The organism is Janthinobacterium sp. UMAB-60, from assembly GCF_900095235.1.
Classification (GTDB): domain Bacteria; phylum Pseudomonadota; class Gammaproteobacteria; order Burkholderiales; family Burkholderiaceae_D; genus Janthinobacterium.
On record NZ_LT607497.1, the window covers coordinates 133,803 to 149,984 of the forward strand.

A 16,182-nucleotide genomic window follows, 5' to 3' on the forward strand; every position below is an offset into this window, starting at 1 on the left:
GTCTTTCCAATCTAAAAGCAAAACCCTTATAATTGAATGGCTGAAGTCCCTGCCATTGCATGATTTACAACTTGGCAAACCGCATCGACCCGCGCGACAAACAGGCACGGGCACCGATCAACACAGCAGCGCGCCGGGCGAGGCAGTCATCAGACGAGATGTTGTACGCTGATGCAACCCGGCGGGAAAGGCACGCCGCCGGCGGCCTGCGCATCTTCAAGTGGTCATTATGTCGATAAAAAAACCGATCAAGCACTACCTCCAGTTCTCCGATTTCACGTTGGAAGAGTACGAATATGTGATCGAACGCGCCCATCTGATCAAGCGCAAGTTCAAAAATTACGAAATCTACCATCCACTGATCGACCGCACCCTGGTGATGGTCTTTGAAAAGAACTCCACCCGCACGCGATTGTCGTTCGAGGCCGGCATGCACCAGCTGGGCGGCGCCGCCATCTACCTGAACACGCGCGATTCCCAGCTGGGCCGCGGCGAGCCGGTGGAAGACGCGGGCCAGGTCATGTCGCGCATGTGCGACATCATCATGGTGCGTACCTTCGGCCAGGAAATCATCGAGCGTTTCGCCGCCAATTCGCGCGTGCCGGTGATCAATGGCCTGACCAATGAACACCACCCGTGCCAGGTGTTTGCCGACATCTTCACCTATATCGAACACCGCGGCTCGATCGCCGGCAAGGTCGTCGCCTGGATCGGCGACGCCAACAACATGCTGTACTCGTGGCTGCAGGCGGCCGAAGTGTTCGGCTTCCACGTCAATGTATCGACGCCGCAGGGCTACGACATCGACTTGTCGCAAGTCAAGACCGAGCGCTACACCTTCTTCGCCGACCCGTCCGACGCCTGTGCAGGCGCGCACCTGGTCAACACAGACGTGTGGACCAGCATGGGTTACGAAGCGGAAAACGCGGCCCGCATTGCCGCCTTCGACGGCTGGATCGTCGATGGCGCGAAGATGGCCCGCGCCGCGCCCGACGCCCTGTTCATGCACTGCCTGCCCGCCCACCGCGGCGAGGAAGTGGCCGCCGAGGTGATCGACGGCCCGCAATCGGTGGTGTGGGACGAGGCGGAAAACCGTCTGCACGTGCAAAAAGCGCTGATCGAATACCTGTTACTGGGTAAAATCAACTAATTCGCCAGGCACTGCAAGCATTCTGGCAGCATCGCAATACATACATCGACAACGACAACTGGAAGCAATATGAGCGACATTAAAAAAGTAGTCCTGGCCTATTCCGGCGGACTCGACACCTCCGTCATCCTGAAATGGCTGCAAGATAACTACCAGTGCGAAATCGTCACCTTCACGGCCGACCTGGGCCAGGGCGAAGAACTGGAACCGGCGCGCGCCAAGGCCATCAAATTCGGCATCAAGCCGGAAAACATCCATATCGAAGACGTACGCGAAGAATTCGTGCGCGATTTCGTCTTCCCGATGTTCCGCGCCAACACCGTGTACGAAGGCGAATACCTGCTGGGCACCTCGATCGCCCGCCCGCTGATCGCCAAGCGCCTGATCGAAATCGCCAACGCCACCGGCGCCGACGCCATCTCGCACGGCGCGACCGGCAAGGGCAACGACCAGGTGCGTTTCGAACTGGGCGCCTACGCGCTCAAACCTGGCGTGAAAATCATCGCCCCATGGCGCGAGTGGGATCTGCTGTCGCGCGAAAAGCTGCTGAAGTACGCGGAAGACGCCGGCATCGACATCGACATGAAGCACAAGAACGGCGGCGCGCCGTACTCGATGGACGCCAACTTGCTGCACATCAGCTTTGAAGGCCGTCACCTGGAAAACCCGAGCGCCGAAGCGGAAGAAAGCATGTGGCGCTGGACCGTCAGCCCTGAAAAGGCGCCGGACGAAGCGGAATATCTGGACATCGAATACGAAAAAGGCGACATCGTCGCCATCAACGGCGTGCGCATGTCACCCGCCACCGTACTGGCCGAACTGAACAAAGTTGGCGGCAAGCATGGCGTGGGACGCCTGGACCTGGTGGAAAACCGCTACGTCGGCATGAAATCGCGCGGCTGCTATGAAACCCCGGGCGGCACCATCATGCTCAAAGCCCACCGCGCCATCGAATCGATCACCCTGGACCGCGAAGTGGCCCACCTGAAAGATGACCTGATGCCGCGCTACGCGTCGATGATCTACAACGGCTACTGGTGGGCGCCCGAGCGCGTTGCCCTGCAAACCCTGATCGACCACACGCAGGAAACCGTGAACGGCTGGGTACGCATCAAGCTGTACAAAGGCAATGTCATCGTCGTCTCGCGCGATTCGAAAACGGATTCGCTGTTCGACATGAACATCGCCACCTTCGACGAAGACGGCGGCGCCTACAACCAGGCCGACGCCGGCGGCTTCATCAAACTGAACGCCTTGCGCATGCGCATCGCCGCCATCGCCCGCGAAAAACGCGGCCAGAAATAATTGCTTACCGGGAGGCACCGCCTCCCGCGCCAAGCGAAAGCCGCCCACGGGCGGCTTTTTTACGTCTGAAACGCACTCGGCCGCGATTTACGGCCCTGCAACTCCCGTATCCCCCCCCGTTTTGCTGTCCCCGTGGCAAAATGCTACAGTGCAATTTAGTCGAAACTTCCCGCTTCCGGAGCCCCCATGTTCAAAGACCTGAGTATCAAGAATAAACTGTACCTGGGCTTCGGCTCCATCGTGGCCATCATCCTGATCCTGCTGGGCGTCGCCTACAACAGCTTTTCGCGCCTGTCGGAAGCCAATGCATGGGACCGCCACACGATGGACGTGCTGGTCGAGATCGACAAGATCCACAATTCCATCCTGCAAATCCAGGTGGAAGTGCGCGGTTTCATCCTGACCGGCAATGAAGCCTCGCTGACGCCGGAAACGGACGAGACGGCAGTGCTGAACCAGCATACGCAAAAAGCCATCGCCATGACGGTCGACAACAAGCAGCAGTCGGAACGCTTCCGCAAGATCGACCAGCTGACCACGACCTGGGTCAAGGACTGGATCAATCCGCTGATCGAAAAACGCCGCGCGCTGGGCAATGGCCCGGGTGCCACGGAAGCGGTGGCGCGCAGCATGCCGCCGACCGGCTACCCGGCCGTTGCGCAAGCCAACAAGCTGCTCGACGAAGTGGCGGCCGAAGAAAGCCGTTTGCTGGCCGAACGCACGGCCACCACCGCCAGGCTGCAGGAAACCATGCTGCTGACCCTGGCGCTGGGCGGCCTGCTGTGCGTCGTGCTGGCGCTGGGCATTTCCTATCTGCTGGGCCGTTCCATCCTCGGTCCGCTGAACAACCTGACGGATGCCGTCGGGCGCATCGCCGCCGGCGAACAGAACGCGCGCGCCGCCATCCTCTCGCGCGACGAGCTGGGCAAGGTAACGGAAGAATTCAACCGCATGGCGCAAACCATCCAGGACAACCAGGCCAATGAACTGGCGGCGACCAACAGCTTGCGGGCCAAGGTCGATTCGCTGCTGGAAGTGGTCTCAAAAGCCGCCTCGGGCGACCTGACGGGCAAGGTCAGCATCACGGGCAGCGATGCCATCGGCCAGCTGGGCAACGGCCTGGCGAAGATGTTCGAAAACCTGCGCAGCCTGCTCAACAATGTGCAAAAGGCCGGCATCCAGGTGACGACGTCGGCCACGGAAATCGCCGCCTCGGCACGCCAGCAGGAAGCGACCGGCATCGAGCAGGCGCAAACCAGCGTGGAAATTCTCAGCACCACCAAGGAAATTTCGGCCAACACGAGCCAGTTACTCAAAACCATGGAAGACGCCACGGCCGTGGCCGACTACACGACGAATGCCACGGCCGAAGCGCAAAACAACCTCAAACGCATGGATTCGACCATGCAGCACATGGTCTCGGCCACCGATTCCATCAACGCCAAGCTGGCCGCCCTGTCGGAAAAGGCCAGCAATATCAATAGCGTCCTGATCACCATCACCAAGGTGGCCGACCAGACCAATATCCTCTCGCTGAACGCCGCCATCGAGGCGGAAAAAGCGGGCGAAGCGGGCCGCGGCTTCTCCGTGGTGGCCACGGAAATTCGCCGCCTGGCCGACCAGACCTCTGTGTCCACCTGGGATATCGAGCAAATGCTCAAGGAAATGCAATCGGCCGTGTCGGCCAGCGTGATGGGCATGGATAAATTCTCTGAGGAAATTCGACGCAGCGTGGGCGAAGTGCGGCAAGTGGCCGAGCAGCTGTCGTCCGTGATGGACCAGGTGCAGAAACTCACGCCGCAATTCGACGCCGTGCTGCAAGGCATGCAGTCGCAAGCGATAGGCGCGTCGCAGATTTCCGACACCATGATGCAGCTCAACGACGCCACCCAGCAAACGGTGGAATCCTTGAAAGCCACCAGCGAGGCGGTGCACCAGCTGCAATATGCGGCGGGCGACCTGCAGTCGAGCGTCTCGACTTTCGCCGTCACCATCTGACCCCATGAAAGTGCTGCTCTTTCACATCGGACGCGACCGCTATGGCCTGCCCCTGGCCGGCATCGTGCGCGTCTTGCCGCTGCTGGAACTGAAACAGTTGCCGCTCACGCCAGACTATGTGGCCGGCCTGATGGACTTGCACGGCACGCCCGTGCCCGTGATCGACCTGTCGCGCCTGGCCGGGCTGCCGGCCGCCGCCGCGCAGTTCGACACGCGCATCGTCATCGTCGACTACCGCACGCCTGGCGGCGCCACGCATGCGCTGGGCTTGATGACCTCGCAGGTGCGCGGCATCGCCGACATCGACCCGCAAGGGCTTGAAGACAGCGGCGTGGCGACGGCGCCGTTCCTGGGCCAGGTGGCCAGCGACGCCGACGGCATCGTGCAACTGGTCGAACTGGCACACCTGCTGCCGCCCGACGTGCGCGCGCTGCTGTTTCAAGACGCGAGCGCGGCATGACGGCGCAAACCCTGCTGCGCCGCGCGACCGGCCTGTCCGTCTCCAAAGCCGTGGCCGAACGGGCCGTCGGCCAGCGCATGGAGCAGACGGGCTTCAGCGACAGCGAAGCCTACCTGCGGGCGCTCACGCCGGCCGAAATGACCCAATTGATCGAACTGGTGGTGGTGCCCGAATCGTGGCTGTTCCGCGATCCGCAGGCGTTTTACGCCACCGTCGAACTGGTGCAGGAACGCTGGGCGCGCGGGCGCGCCACGCGCATCCTCTCGATTCCGTGCGCGGGCGGCGAGGAACCGTATTCGATGGCCATGGCGCTGCGCGACGGCGGCGTGCCGAAACAGGCGTTCAGCATCGATGCGTATGACCTCAGTCCCGGCTGCATCGAGCGGGCGCAGGCAGGAATCTATGGCCGCAACGCCTTCCGCGCGCAGGACGTGGCCTTCCGCGAACGGTATTTCACGCACGTGGCCGATGACGCCTACCGCCTCATCGACGCCCTGCGCGAACAGGTGACCTTCAGGCAGGGCAACCTGCTGCAGTTCGATACCGCTACCTACAGCCGCCATTACGACGTCATCTTCTGCCGCAACTTGCTGATTTATTTCGACAAGCCGACCACGCGCGCGGCCATCGCCAATCTGTCCGCCCTGCTGGCCGACGACGGCATGCTGCTGGCCGGCTATGCGGAAGTGCCCTCGTTCTGCCAGAATGGCTTTGCGACGCTGCAGTTCCGCCAGGCCTTCGCGCTGAAAAAGGAAGCCACGCCACCGGCCGCCGTGATCCAGGTGGCCGCCTTGCCGCCGCCGACGCGCGCGCTGCGCAGCGTGCCGCCCGCGCCACGGCCCGCGCCGGCCCGCGCCGCCCCTGCTCCGGCGGCGCGTCCGCGCCCCGTACCGGTGCAGGCGCCGCAGCCACCGGCGGATCTGCTGGCCGAGGCGCGCCTGCTGGCCGACCGTGGCCAGTTGCGCGAAGCGGGCGAAAAATGCCACGCCCACCTGGCCCGCGTACCCGAAGCGGCGGAAGCGTATTTCATGCTGGGCATGATCAATGAACTGGCCGGCAAGATGGACCTGGCCGACGACTACTGGCGCCGCTGCATCTATTTGCAACCGGACCATTACGAGGCGCTGTGCCACCTGTCCTTGCTGGCAGAACGCAATGGCAACCACACGGCCGCCACCACCCTGAAGGCGCGCGCGGCGCGCATCTACCAGCGCCGCCAGGCGTCCAACTAAGGGGCACGCATGACCAATCTCATCGCCACCGAGTCCCTCGCCAGCATCGACGACTGCTGGAACCATATCGGCGTGGTCGGCGACCAGAGCTGTCCCAAACTGCCCGCCAACGTCCATTGCCGCAACTGCGACGTGTATGCGGGCGCCGCCCAGCGCAACCTGCAGCGGCCCGTGGATGAACACTACCGGCGCGACTGGGCCAGCCACTTCCGCCAGGTCGATGCGGGCGGCGAAGTGCGCGACAGCTCGGCGCTGGTGTTTCGCATCGGCCGCGAATGGCTGGCGCTGCCCACGCGCGTGTTCGACGCCGTGGCGCCGCAGGCGAAGCCGCACGTGCTGCCGCACCGCAGCGGGCGCGGCCTGTCTGGCATCGTCAATATCGGCGGCAAGCTGTATCCGTGCATGTCGCTGGCCAGTTTGCTGGGCATCGACGAACAGGGTGCGCCCGCGGCCCGCGGCCGCCACACGTTTGCGCGCCTGCTGCTGATGCGCTGGGAAGAGCAAGCCTATGCCCTGCCCGTGGCCGACCTGCACGGCATCGTGCGCTACGCGTCGGGCAGCGTGCAAACGCCTGCGGCCACCATCAACAAGGGCCTGTCGCGCTTCCTGTCTTGTGTCATCACCGAGGGCGACATGCGCATCGGCTGCCTCGACACGGCGCTGATCGGCTTTCAACTTGCGAGACTATTACGATGAGCCAGGACCAGTACGGCGACCTGAGTGCCTTTTCCATGCTGGACCTGTTCCGCATGGAGGCGGACAGCCAGACCCAGATTCTCACCGATGGCTTGCTGGCCATGGAGCGCCATGCGGGCGACGCGGCCGCCGTCGAATCGATGATGCGCGCGGCGCACTCGATCAAGGGCGCCGCCGCCATCGTCGGCCTGCAAGTGGTGGTGCAACTGGCGCACGGCATGGAAGACAGCTTTGTCGCCGCCCAGCATGGCCGCTTGAAACTCACGCCGGAGCGGGTCGACGTGCTGCTGTCGGGCGTCGACCTGATCGTGCAACTGTCACGCCTGGACGATGCGGGCGCCGAAGCGTGGCTGGCCGCCAACGCGACGCAGATCAACCAGACCCTGAACGCCATCGCCGGCATCGCCGAGTTGCCGGAGCTGCCAGCCCTGCCCTCGGCGCCCGCGCCAGCTCCCTTGCCGCCGGAAGCGGCAGAACCACAGGCCCCCGTGGCCAGCGGCCTGGCGGGAGAGGAAGCGGAAACGGCAGCCCCGGCGCCGCGTACCGGTGCGGCGCCAGCCAAGACCCAGGCGCAGAACTTCGACAAACTGCTGTCGCTGGCCAGCGAATCGCGCATCAATGCGCACCAGATGCACCCGTTCATCGGCGCGCTGCAGCGCTTCAAGCGCAACCAGAGCAGTCTGTTTTCCGCCATCGAACACCTGCATGAGGCCATTGCCCGCTCGGGCGATCCGGGCCTGATGGAAAAGTCCTTGCTGGCGCTGCACAAGACGCAGCCGCTGAAGCAGTTCATGCTCGAGCACATCGCCGACATCGAAACCTATGAGCGGCGCCTGCTGGCCGTCTCGCAGGGCATGGTCGACGAAGTGCTGGCCCTGCGCATGCGTCCTTTCCGCGACGGCATCCATGCGTTTCCCCGCATGGTGCGCGACCTGGCGCGCAGCCTGGGCAAGGAAGTGCAGCTGGAGATCGACGGCGAAGACACGCTGGTCGACCGCGACATCCTGGCGAAGATCGAAAGCCCGCTGAACCACATGCTGAGGAATGCCATCGACCATGGCATGGAAGGCCCGTACGAGCGCATCGACGCGGGCAAGGAAGCAATGGGCACGATACGCATGGAAGCGCGCCACCGCGCCGGCATGCTGAGCATCGAGATCAGCGACGACGGGCGCGGCGTCGACCTGGAAAAAATCCGCCAGTCCGTCATCGAGCGCAAGATGGCCAGCCCCGCCATGGCCGCCGCGCTGTCGCCGGGCGAGCTGCTGGAATTCCTGTTCCTGCCCGCCTTCAGCCTGAAAGCGACGGCCAACCAGTTGTCCGGACGCGGCGTGGGCCTCGATATCGTGCACGAGACGATACGCCAGCAAAACGGCACGGTGCGCCTGGAATCGGAGCCGGGGCGGGGTTTTCGCGCCCTGATTACCCTGCCGCTGACGCAGTCGATCGTGCGCGCGCTGGTGATCGACATCCAGGGCGAGGCCTACGCCATCCCCATCGTCAAGGTGGAAAGCGTAGTGCGCGTGCCGCAAGCGGCCATCCATACCCTGGAAAACAAGCAATTCTTTGAACTCAAGGGCGAGCATCTGGGCCTGGTGTCGGCGGCGCAGGTGCTGGAGCTGGGCGAAACGCCCGGCAGCGCCGACGATTTGCCGGTGGTGGTGATCGGACGCGGCAAGCAGAGCTATGCGCTGGTGGTCGACGCCATCCGCGGCGAGCAAAGCCTGGCGGTGCAGGCCATCGATCCGATCTTCGGCAAGATGCGCGACATTTCCGCCGCCGCCCTGCTCGACGACGGCGAGCCGGTGCTGATCCTCGACGTGCCCGATTTGCTGCTGTCGATCGACAAACTGCTGCACGAGGGCGGCCTGCACCAGCTGGCGCAGGCGGGCCACGCGCAGCAGCGCCGCGCCAAGCGCATCCTCGTCGTCGACGATTCGCTGACGGTGCGCGAGATGGAGCGCAAGTTGCTGCTGGCGCGCGGCTTCGAGGTCGACGTGGCCATCGACGGCATCGACGGCTGGAACGTGGTGCGCAGCGGAGAATACGACCTGGTGATCACCGACGTGGACATGCCGCGCATGGATGGCATCGAGCTCGTTTCGCTGATCAAGAAGGACCTGCACCTGCACAAGCTGCCGGTGATGATCGTCTCGTACAAGGACCGCCCGGAAGACCGCGCGCGCGGCCTGTCCGCCGGCGCCGATTATTATCTGACCAAAGGCAGCTTCCACGACGAGACCTTGCTCGACGCGGTGGCCGACCTGATAGGAGATGCCAGCTTATGAGTCGTACTTCATGAAAATTGCCATTGTTAACGATGTCGCCATGGCCGCCGAGGCCCTGCGCCGGGTGGTCGCCAGCACGCAGGAGCACCAGGTGCTGTGGATCGCCCGCACGGGACTGGAGGCAGTGCGCATGTGCGAGGGCAACCGTCCCGACCTGATCCTGATGGACCTGAACATGCCGGAGATGGATGGCGTGGAAGCGACGCGCCTGATCATGGAGCAAAGCCCGTGCGCCATCCTGGTGGTCACGGGGCGCCCGCAGGACAATGTCAACCAGGTCTTCCGCGCGCTGGGCGCCGGCGCGCTCGACGTCACGGCCACGCCCGTGCTGCAGGGGGAAGTGGGTGGCGACAGCGAACTGCTGGCCAAGATCAAGACCATCGGCAAGCTGATACGCCACAGCGCCGAAGCGCCGCCGCCGCGCCAGGCAAACGGCAATGGCGGCGAACGGGGTGACGGCCAGGTGTCGACGCTGCTGGCCATCGGCGCCTCGACGGGCGGGCCGTCAGCGGTGGCCAAGGTGCTGTCCGGCTGGACGGCGCCGCCCGGCTGCGCCATCGTGGTGGTGCAACATATCGATGAAACCTTTGCCTCGCACTTCGCCAAATGGCTGGACGATCAATTGGACATGCCGGTGCGCGTGATCGCCGAGGGCGACGAACTGGTGGCCGGCAGCGTGCTGGTCGCCAGGACCAATGATCACTTGCTGCTAGATCAAAATTATCGTTTGGGTTACGATGCGGCACCACGCGACTATGTTTACCGTCCTTCCGTCGATGTCTTCTTTCATTGCGTGGCACAGCACTGGCGCGGCGACGCCATCGGCGTGTTGCTCACAGGCATGGGCCGCGATGGCGGCGACGGCTTGCTGGCCATGCGCCGCGCGGGCAAGACAACGATAGCGCAAGACCAGGCCAGCAGTGCCGTGTATGGCATGCCGCGCGCCGCGGCCGAACTCGATGCAGCGCAACAAATCCTGCCATTGGATAGAATAGGCGCCAGCCTGCGCAACCGCCTGGGCGCAAAACTCAACAATGGGTGGGAGCCCTCCCCTAACATCTGAAAAGAATGCAATGCCAGAATTTTCCTCCAGTTTCACCCTGCATGAGCCCGCATTGACCGAATTCAAGGTCAGCGTGCTGCTGGTGGACGACCAGTTGATCATTGCTGAGGCAATCCGGCGCATGCTGAGCGACCAGCAGGATATCGAGTTTCATTACGTGACCGACGCCACGCAGGCGCTGGACACGGCGCTGCGCTTGCAACCGACCGTCATCCTGCAAGACCTGGTGCTGCCGGGCATCGACGGCTTCGCCTTGATCCAGCTGTACCGCGAACACGCGGCGCTCGCGCATGTGCCGGTAATCGTGCTGTCGGCCAAGGATGACCCGAAACTGAAGGCCCACAGCTTTGCCGTCGGCGCCAATGATTACGTGGTGAAACTGCCGGACCGCCTGGAATTGCTGGCACGCATACGCTACCATTCCAACGCGCACATCAGCCGCCTGCAGCGCGACCAGGCATTTCGCTTCCTGCGCGAAAGCCAAAAAAACCTGGCCGATGCGAATATTGAATTACAAAAACTTGCCGCCCTCGATGGCTTGACAGGCATCGCCAACCGCCGCCGCTTCGATGAAACCCTGCAATTCGAATGGCAGCGGGGCCAGCGCGACAAGTCGCCGCTGAGCCTGCTTTTCTGCGATATCGACCATTTTAAAAGCTATAACGATCACTTTGGCCACCTGGCGGGCGATCTGGGCCTGAAAAAAGTGGCCGCCGTGCTGACGGAACATCTGAAACGCCCGGCCGACCTGGCAGCCCGCTATGGGGGCGAGGAATTCGCCCTGATCCTGCCCGAAACGCAGGCCGCAGGGGCCTTGCTGATCGCCGAAGCGTGCCGGCGTCACCTGGAGGGTTTGCAGATCGAGAACCCGGCGACCAGCACGGGCATCGTCACCATCTCGATCGGCGTGGCCACCATCGTGCCGTCTCCGGACTCTACGGTCGAGCAACTGATCAACCGCGCCGACCAGGCCCTGTACGCGGCCAAGCGCGGCGGACGCAACAGCGTGTTGAGCGCCGATGACGTCGAAGACTGATTTTTAACTGAAGGAAAGTGAAGCATGAGCACACAACTGGACAATGTCAGCGTCGTCAAAAAGTCGAATATCTACTTTGACGGCAAGTGCGTCTCGCACAATGTCATCCTGGCCGATGGCACGAAGAAAAGCGTGGGCGTGATTTTTCCGTCATCGCTGCGCTTCAACACGGGCGCGCCGGAAACGATGGAAATCGTCGGTGGCCTGTGCAAGGTCCGCCTGGCCGACGCGACAGAATGGAACAGCTATGCCGCGGGCCAGCAATTCAAGGTGCCGGGCAATAGCCATTTTGATATTGAAACGGTGGAGACGCTCGATTACGTCTGCCATTTTGCCTGATTAAACAAACACAGGCTCGGGCGACAGGCGCACGCCATATTTCGCCTCGACGTCATCCTGTATCGCTTTCGCCAGCCGGGTAATGTCCGCGCCACGAGCGCCGCCATTATTCACCAGAACCAGCGCCTGCTTGGGATACACTCCCGCGGGCCCCAGGTTTTTTCCCTTCCAGCCACACTGATCGATCAGCCAGCCGGCCGCCAGTTTTTCCGTACCATCGGGCTGCGCATGGTGGACGAGCGCGGGAAAACGTTCCAGCAAGGCCACACACTGCTCACGTGACACCACGGGGTTCTTGAAGAAGCTGCCCGCATTGCCGATCACGGCCGGGTCGGGCAATTTACGCCGACGTATCGCCATCACCGTTTCAGCCACCTGTTGCGGCGTCGGTTCGGCAAGATTGCGCTCGGCCACGGCCTGTGCCAGTTCCGCATAGCGCAAGTTCGGCTGCCACTCGGCCGGCAAGGCAAACGTCACTTCCAGCACGATCAGCTCGCGCCCGTCCGCCTGCTTGAAGATGCTGTCACGGTAAGCGAAACGGCAAGCGTCGCGGTCCATGTCGAAGACGATGCCGCTGGCGCTGTGCATGACGCTCACGCTATGCAGATAATCCTTGATTTCAACGCCATACGCGCCAATATTCTGGATAGGGGCCGCGCCCACCGTGCCGGGGATCAGCGACAGGTTTTCCAGCCCGCCCACGCCTTGCGCCAGGGTCCACTGCACGAAGTCGTGCCAGTTTTCACCGGCGGCGGCCGTGACGAGGATGGTCTCGAAGTCCGCCTGCGCCAGGCGCATGCCGCGCGTGGCCATGTGCAGCACGGCGCCGGGAAAATCGCCCGTCAGAACGATGTTGCTGCCGCCGCCCAGTATCAGGTGCGGCATGGCGGACAAGGCGGGATCTTGCAGCGCGGCCTGCAATTCGGCTTGCGAAGTGATGCGTACGTAGGTGGCCGCGTTGGCCGTGATGCCGAAGGTATTCAGGCGCTGGAGGGAGTAATTATGTTCGATGGTGAGCTCTGGATGCATGGGATAGGGGAATTTTGCTCGATTATAGAGCGAAAGCGACAAAAAACCACCTCAGGACAAGGGCGACTTGCCCGTTGTCCGTTAAAATGTCGCATCTTTAACAGGGCCGTCCCATGGCGCAGAATCAGCCGCCAAGGCCCAGTGCGCCGAGCGCGCGCTCGCTTTAACAAGAAAAGGAACAGACCATGCCATCATTTGATGTAGTCTCCGAAGCCGATATGATCGAAGTCAAGAATGCCGTCGAGCAATCCAACAAGGAAATCACGACCCGCTTCGACTTCAAGGGCAGCGACGCCCGCGTCGAACACAAGGAAAACGAATTGACCGCGTTTGCGGACTCGGAATTCCAGCTCAGCCAGGTGCGCGACGTACTGACGAACAAATTGACCAAACGCAAGGTCGATGTGCGCTTCCTCGACGAAGGCGATATCAAGAAGATCGGCGGCGACAAGGTCAAGCAGATCATCAAGATCAAGAATGGCATCGAATCGGATGATGCCAAGAAAATCGTGCGCGTCATCAAGGACAGCAAGATGAAGGTACAAGCGAGCATCCAGGGTGAATCCGTGCGCGTCACGGGCGCCAAGCGCGACGACCTGCAGGCGGCCATGACCATGCTGCGCAAGGACGTGCCCGACATGCCGCTGGAATTTAACAATTTCCGCGATTAATTTCGCTTAAATGCCCGATGAGGTGCGCGATCCGGCCCGCGCTTGCACCGGCATGCTGGCAAGCCGCCCCGGCGAGCCTGCCCGCTTGGGGTAGAATTGAAGCTGCGCACAGCTACATGCGCCCGCGCGCCCGACCGGCAGCGGGCTTGACCGTACATCTGGCTCAGTGATAACCACGGTAGTCTAAGGATAGCAATGAAACGTGTTGATGATTTCCGCCTGCGATTTGGCAAAAAAGAATATGTGCCCATCATGATAGGCGGAATGGGTGTGGATATTTCCACGTCGGAGCTGGCCCTGGAAGCGGCCCGGCTGAACGGTATCGGGCATATCTCCGATGCCATGGTGGAAGATGTGTCGGATCGCCGTTTCGACACCACCTTCGTCAAAGACAAGACGAAACTGTACAAGTTCAACATCAATAACAGCGACAAGGCCGTGGTGCAGTTCGACCTGGGCCGCCTGGCGGAAGCGCAGCGCCTGCATATCGGCCGCACCATGGAAGCGAAAAAAGGCGATGGCTTGATCTTCGTCAATTGCATGGAAAAGCTGACTATGAATGGCCCGCGCGAAACCTTGCGCGTGCGCCTGAATGCGGCGCTGGACGCAGGCATCGACGGTATCACCCTGTCGGCCGGCCTGCACTTCGGCTCGTTTGCGCTGATCGCCGACCATCCGCGTTTCCGCGATGCCAAGCTGGGCATCATCGTCTCGTCCGTGCGCGCCCTGCAGATTTTCCTGCGCAAGAACGCCAAGCTGGACCGCCTGCCCGACTTCATCATCGTCGAGGGACCATTGGCCGGCGGCCACCTGGGTTTCGGCATGGACTGGGCCAATTACGACCTGCACACGATTACCGCCGAAATCCTCGCCTACCTGAAGACGGAACAGCTGGACATCCCGCTGATCGCCGCCGGCGGCATCTTCACGGGCAGCGATGCCGTCTCCTTCCTGGAAGCGGGCGCAGCTGGCGTGCAAGTGGCGACGCGCTTCACCGTCACCGAGGAATGCGGCTTGCCAAACAAGGTCAAGCAGGAATACTACAAGGCCTCGGAAGAAGACATCATCGTCAACGGCGTCTCGCCGACCGGCTACCCGATGCGCATGCTGAAAAACACGCCCGCCATCGGCGCCGGCATCCGTCCAGGCTGCGAATCGTATGGCTACCTGCTCGACGCGACGGGCAATTGCGCGTACATCAACTCGTACAACCGCGAAGTGGCGGCCCATCCTGAACAAAAAACCGTCGTCGTGATGGACAAGACGTGCCTGTGCACCCACATGCGCAACTTCAACTGCTGGACCTGCGGCCATTACACGTATCGCCTGAAGGACACCACGCACAAGCTGGACAACGGCGAATACCAGATCCTGACGGCCGAACACGTCTTCAAGGATTATCAGTTCAGCGTCGACAACCAGATCGCCCTGCCGGAAAAAGCAGTCCAAGGCTGAATATTCTCAGCCTGAAATAAAAATGGCGCAGCCTGCGAAGGTTGCGCCATTTTTTATGCGGGGAGCATGTCCCGCAATGCCCGCTCGAGCATGTCGAACTGTGGCCGCCGCAGCACGTCTTCCTGCAGGCAAGCATCCATCACGGCCTGCAGGGCCGGCAAGGGCGTCGCGCAATGCGCGATCAACTCGCCCAGCAGCACGCCAAAGGCGCGCGCCTCTATACTCTGCAGTAAGTTCCCCTGCGACGAGCCGGGCGCAAACATGGACGCCGCGCCAAAGTCGCCCAGCAGGCAGGCGCCGGCATCCGCATGCAGGATATTGTGTCCATACAAATCACCATGCACGATGCCGCGCGCATGCAACTGGCACACGGCCGAGGCGATGCCATGGGCAATGGCCAAGGCTTGTGGTGCATCAAAGTGCACGCCATCGACATACACATCGCGCGTGCATGATACCAGGCTGGGCGGACCGGCCAGGTTGCGGAAGGCAGCATCGATGAGCGGCATGACCAGGCCCATCGCCTGTTGCGGATGCCCATCGAGCGTCCCAAGAATGGGAATCAGGCCCGGATGAGCACCCGCGCCGACACAGGCGGCCATTTCGCTGCGTGGCAAGCCGTCGCTGGTCATCGCCCCCTTGAATACTTTGACGGCGACATCATCACGCCCATCGAGGCGGGCACGGTATATCACGCCCGATGCGCCCTCGCCCAGCTGCTGCGCCAATGCCAGGCGGGGCCAGGCTACACCCGCCGCGCCGGCATCGGTCAGGGTTGCCAGTTCGCGTGCTTCCGTGAACGGGTTGCCCGCGTACGCAAGCCAGCTCAGGCACGGCAAAGACAGCAGGCAGTCGGGCAGCGCCGTGAAACGGTTGGCGGCAATGCGCACCAGTTCCAACTGGCGGCAATTGGCCAGGGAGGCGGGCAAGCTGGCCAAGCAATTTCCCGCCAGCATGAGTTTCTGCAATTGCCCGCACTTGCCCAGTTCATCCGGCAAGACTTCGATGGCATTGTCGGTCAGGGTCAGCCAGCGCAGCCTGGGTGGCAAGGCTGTGGCCGGCACGTGGCGTATCTGGTTCGCCTTGAAGCTGATCATGCTCAGTTTCTGGCAGGAACCGAGCACGGCAGGCAAAGTGGTGAACAGATTATCCGAGCAAAAAATGATGCGCAGCTTGTGCAGGCGCGGCAAATCGTCAGGCAGGCAGGACAGCGCATTGCCCGACAAATCAAGAATTTCCAGGCTGTCGGCCAAGTCGAATATCTCACGCGGGAAGTCGCTCAAGCCACAGGACAGCGTCAGACGGCGCACGCCGGCCAGTTGGCCAGTGCGTAATTGCTCCAGTGTATGCACAGCAGACAAGATATCCCTTTCAAAAACCCGGCAAGTGCTGGTATGGCTAAAACCACCAGACGAAAAAAAACCCCACCATTGCTGGCGGGGTTTTTCTCTACTGCGTAT

General features: G+C 62.3%; 14 protein-coding genes. 12 read left to right on the forward strand and 2 right to left on the reverse strand.

The window, feature by feature from the left end; all coding sequences use genetic code 11:
* Positions 1-229: 229 nt before the first annotated feature.
* The 10 genes from argF to K0F86_RS23000 all read left to right on the forward strand — a co-directional run bounded on the left by argF (position 230) and on the right by K0F86_RS23000 (position 11,567).
* Positions 230-1,150: an ornithine carbamoyltransferase gene (gene argF / locus K0F86_RS22955; protein WP_219136466.1), complete on the forward strand. Its 921-nt coding sequence runs from the start codon at positions 230-232 to the stop codon at positions 1,148-1,150.
* A gap of 69 nt (positions 1,151-1,219) precedes the next feature.
* Positions 1,220-2,455 (forward strand): argininosuccinate synthase, encoded by a 1,236-nt coding sequence (locus tag K0F86_RS22960; RefSeq protein WP_071078781.1) that lies wholly within the window; start codon positions 1,220-1,222, stop codon positions 2,453-2,455.
* A 186-nt stretch (positions 2,456-2,641) separates the two neighbouring features.
* Positions 2,642-4,453, forward strand: a complete 1,812-nt coding sequence (locus tag K0F86_RS22965; protein ID WP_219136467.1) for a methyl-accepting chemotaxis protein — start codon at positions 2,642-2,644, stop codon at positions 4,451-4,453.
* Between the two features lie 4 nt (positions 4,454-4,457).
* Positions 4,458-4,913, forward strand: a complete 456-nt coding sequence (locus K0F86_RS22970; protein ID WP_219136468.1) for a chemotaxis protein CheW — start codon at positions 4,458-4,460, stop codon at positions 4,911-4,913.
* Positions 4,910-6,145, forward strand: a complete 1,236-nt coding sequence (locus K0F86_RS22975) for a protein-glutamate O-methyltransferase CheR (protein WP_219136469.1) — start codon at positions 4,910-4,912, stop codon at positions 6,143-6,145. Before K0F86_RS22970 ends, K0F86_RS22975 begins: the two co-directional genes overlap by 4 nt.
* Positions 6,146-6,154: 9 nt before the next feature.
* Positions 6,155-6,841 (forward strand): chemotaxis protein CheW, encoded by a 687-nt coding sequence (locus K0F86_RS22980; RefSeq protein WP_219136470.1) that lies wholly within the window; start codon positions 6,155-6,157, stop codon positions 6,839-6,841.
* Positions 6,838-9,129: a hybrid sensor histidine kinase/response regulator gene (locus K0F86_RS22985; protein WP_219136471.1), complete on the forward strand. Its 2,292-nt coding sequence runs from the start codon at positions 6,838-6,840 to the stop codon at positions 9,127-9,129. The genes K0F86_RS22980 and K0F86_RS22985 overlap by 4 nt, the downstream gene beginning before the upstream one ends.
* A 10-nt stretch (positions 9,130-9,139) precedes the next feature.
* Positions 9,140-10,192 carry a chemotaxis-specific protein-glutamate methyltransferase CheB gene (cheB, locus tag K0F86_RS22990; protein ID WP_219136472.1) on the forward strand — a complete coding sequence of 351 codons (1,053 nt, stop codon included), beginning with the start codon at positions 9,140-9,142 and terminating at the stop codon, positions 10,190-10,192.
* Positions 10,193-10,202: 10 nt separating this feature from the next.
* Positions 10,203-11,228 (forward strand): diguanylate cyclase, encoded by a 1,026-nt coding sequence (locus K0F86_RS22995; protein WP_219136473.1) that lies wholly within the window; start codon positions 10,203-10,205, stop codon positions 11,226-11,228.
* 24 nt (positions 11,229-11,252) lie between these two features.
* Positions 11,253-11,567 (forward strand): pyrimidine/purine nucleoside phosphorylase, encoded by a 315-nt coding sequence (locus K0F86_RS23000; protein ID WP_219136474.1) that lies wholly within the window; start codon positions 11,253-11,255, stop codon positions 11,565-11,567.
* On the opposite strand, the gene murB is transcribed toward K0F86_RS23000, so the two are convergent.
* Entirely contained in the window at positions 11,568-12,596 is a 1,029-nt protein-coding gene (gene murB, locus K0F86_RS23005) for a UDP-N-acetylmuramate dehydrogenase (protein ID WP_219136475.1), read from the reverse strand.
* A 185-nt stretch (positions 12,597-12,781) separates the two neighbouring features.
* Here murB and K0F86_RS23010 point away from each other — a divergent pair, with 185 nt between their 5' ends.
* Positions 12,782-13,267 (forward strand): YajQ family cyclic di-GMP-binding protein, encoded by a 486-nt coding sequence (locus K0F86_RS23010; RefSeq protein ID WP_219136476.1) that lies wholly within the window; start codon positions 12,782-12,784, stop codon positions 13,265-13,267.
* Positions 13,268-13,462: 195 nt separating this feature from the next.
* Positions 13,463-14,722: a nitronate monooxygenase gene (locus K0F86_RS23015; protein WP_071078790.1), complete on the forward strand. Its 1,260-nt coding sequence runs from the start codon at positions 13,463-13,465 to the stop codon at positions 14,720-14,722.
* A 53-nt stretch (positions 14,723-14,775) separates the two neighbouring features.
* On the opposite strand, the gene K0F86_RS23020 is transcribed toward K0F86_RS23015, so the two are convergent.
* The gene (locus K0F86_RS23020) at positions 14,776-16,074 is read right to left on the reverse strand and encodes a leucine-rich repeat-containing protein kinase family protein (RefSeq protein ID WP_219136485.1); all 1,299 of its coding nucleotides are present in this window, start codon (positions 16,072-16,074) and stop codon (positions 14,776-14,778) included.
* Between the last annotated feature and the right edge of the window lie 108 nt (positions 16,075-16,182).

What these genes read in the sequence shown, in the direction of transcription:
- argF (WP_219136466.1), top strand. Translation starts at nt 230, where the DNA reads ATGTCGATAAAAAAACCGATCAAGCACTACCTCCAGTTCTCCGATTTC.
- K0F86_RS22960 (WP_071078781.1), top strand. Translation starts at nt 1,220, where the DNA reads ATGAGCGACATTAAAAAAGTAGTCCTGGCCTATTCCGGCGGACTCGAC.
- K0F86_RS22965 (WP_219136467.1), top strand. Translation starts at nt 2,642, where the DNA reads ATGTTCAAAGACCTGAGTATCAAGAATAAACTGTACCTGGGCTTCGGC.
- K0F86_RS22970 (WP_219136468.1), top strand. Translation starts at nt 4,458, where the DNA reads ATGAAAGTGCTGCTCTTTCACATCGGACGCGACCGCTATGGCCTGCCC.
- K0F86_RS22975 (WP_219136469.1), top strand. Translation starts at nt 4,910, where the DNA reads ATGACGGCGCAAACCCTGCTGCGCCGCGCGACCGGCCTGTCCGTCTCC.
- K0F86_RS22980 (WP_219136470.1), top strand. Translation starts at nt 6,155, where the DNA reads ATGACCAATCTCATCGCCACCGAGTCCCTCGCCAGCATCGACGACTGC.
- K0F86_RS22985 (WP_219136471.1), top strand. Translation starts at nt 6,838, where the DNA reads ATGAGCCAGGACCAGTACGGCGACCTGAGTGCCTTTTCCATGCTGGAC.
- cheB (WP_219136472.1), top strand. Translation starts at nt 9,140, where the DNA reads ATGAAAATTGCCATTGTTAACGATGTCGCCATGGCCGCCGAGGCCCTG.
- K0F86_RS22995 (WP_219136473.1), top strand. Translation starts at nt 10,203, where the DNA reads ATGCCAGAATTTTCCTCCAGTTTCACCCTGCATGAGCCCGCATTGACC.
- K0F86_RS23000 (WP_219136474.1), top strand. Translation starts at nt 11,253, where the DNA reads ATGAGCACACAACTGGACAATGTCAGCGTCGTCAAAAAGTCGAATATC.
- murB (WP_219136475.1), bottom strand. Translation starts at nt 12,596, where the DNA reads ATGCATCCAGAGCTCACCATCGAACATAATTACTCCCTCCAGCGCCTG.
- K0F86_RS23010 (WP_219136476.1), top strand. Translation starts at nt 12,782, where the DNA reads ATGCCATCATTTGATGTAGTCTCCGAAGCCGATATGATCGAAGTCAAG.
- K0F86_RS23015 (WP_071078790.1), top strand. Translation starts at nt 13,463, where the DNA reads ATGAAACGTGTTGATGATTTCCGCCTGCGATTTGGCAAAAAAGAATAT.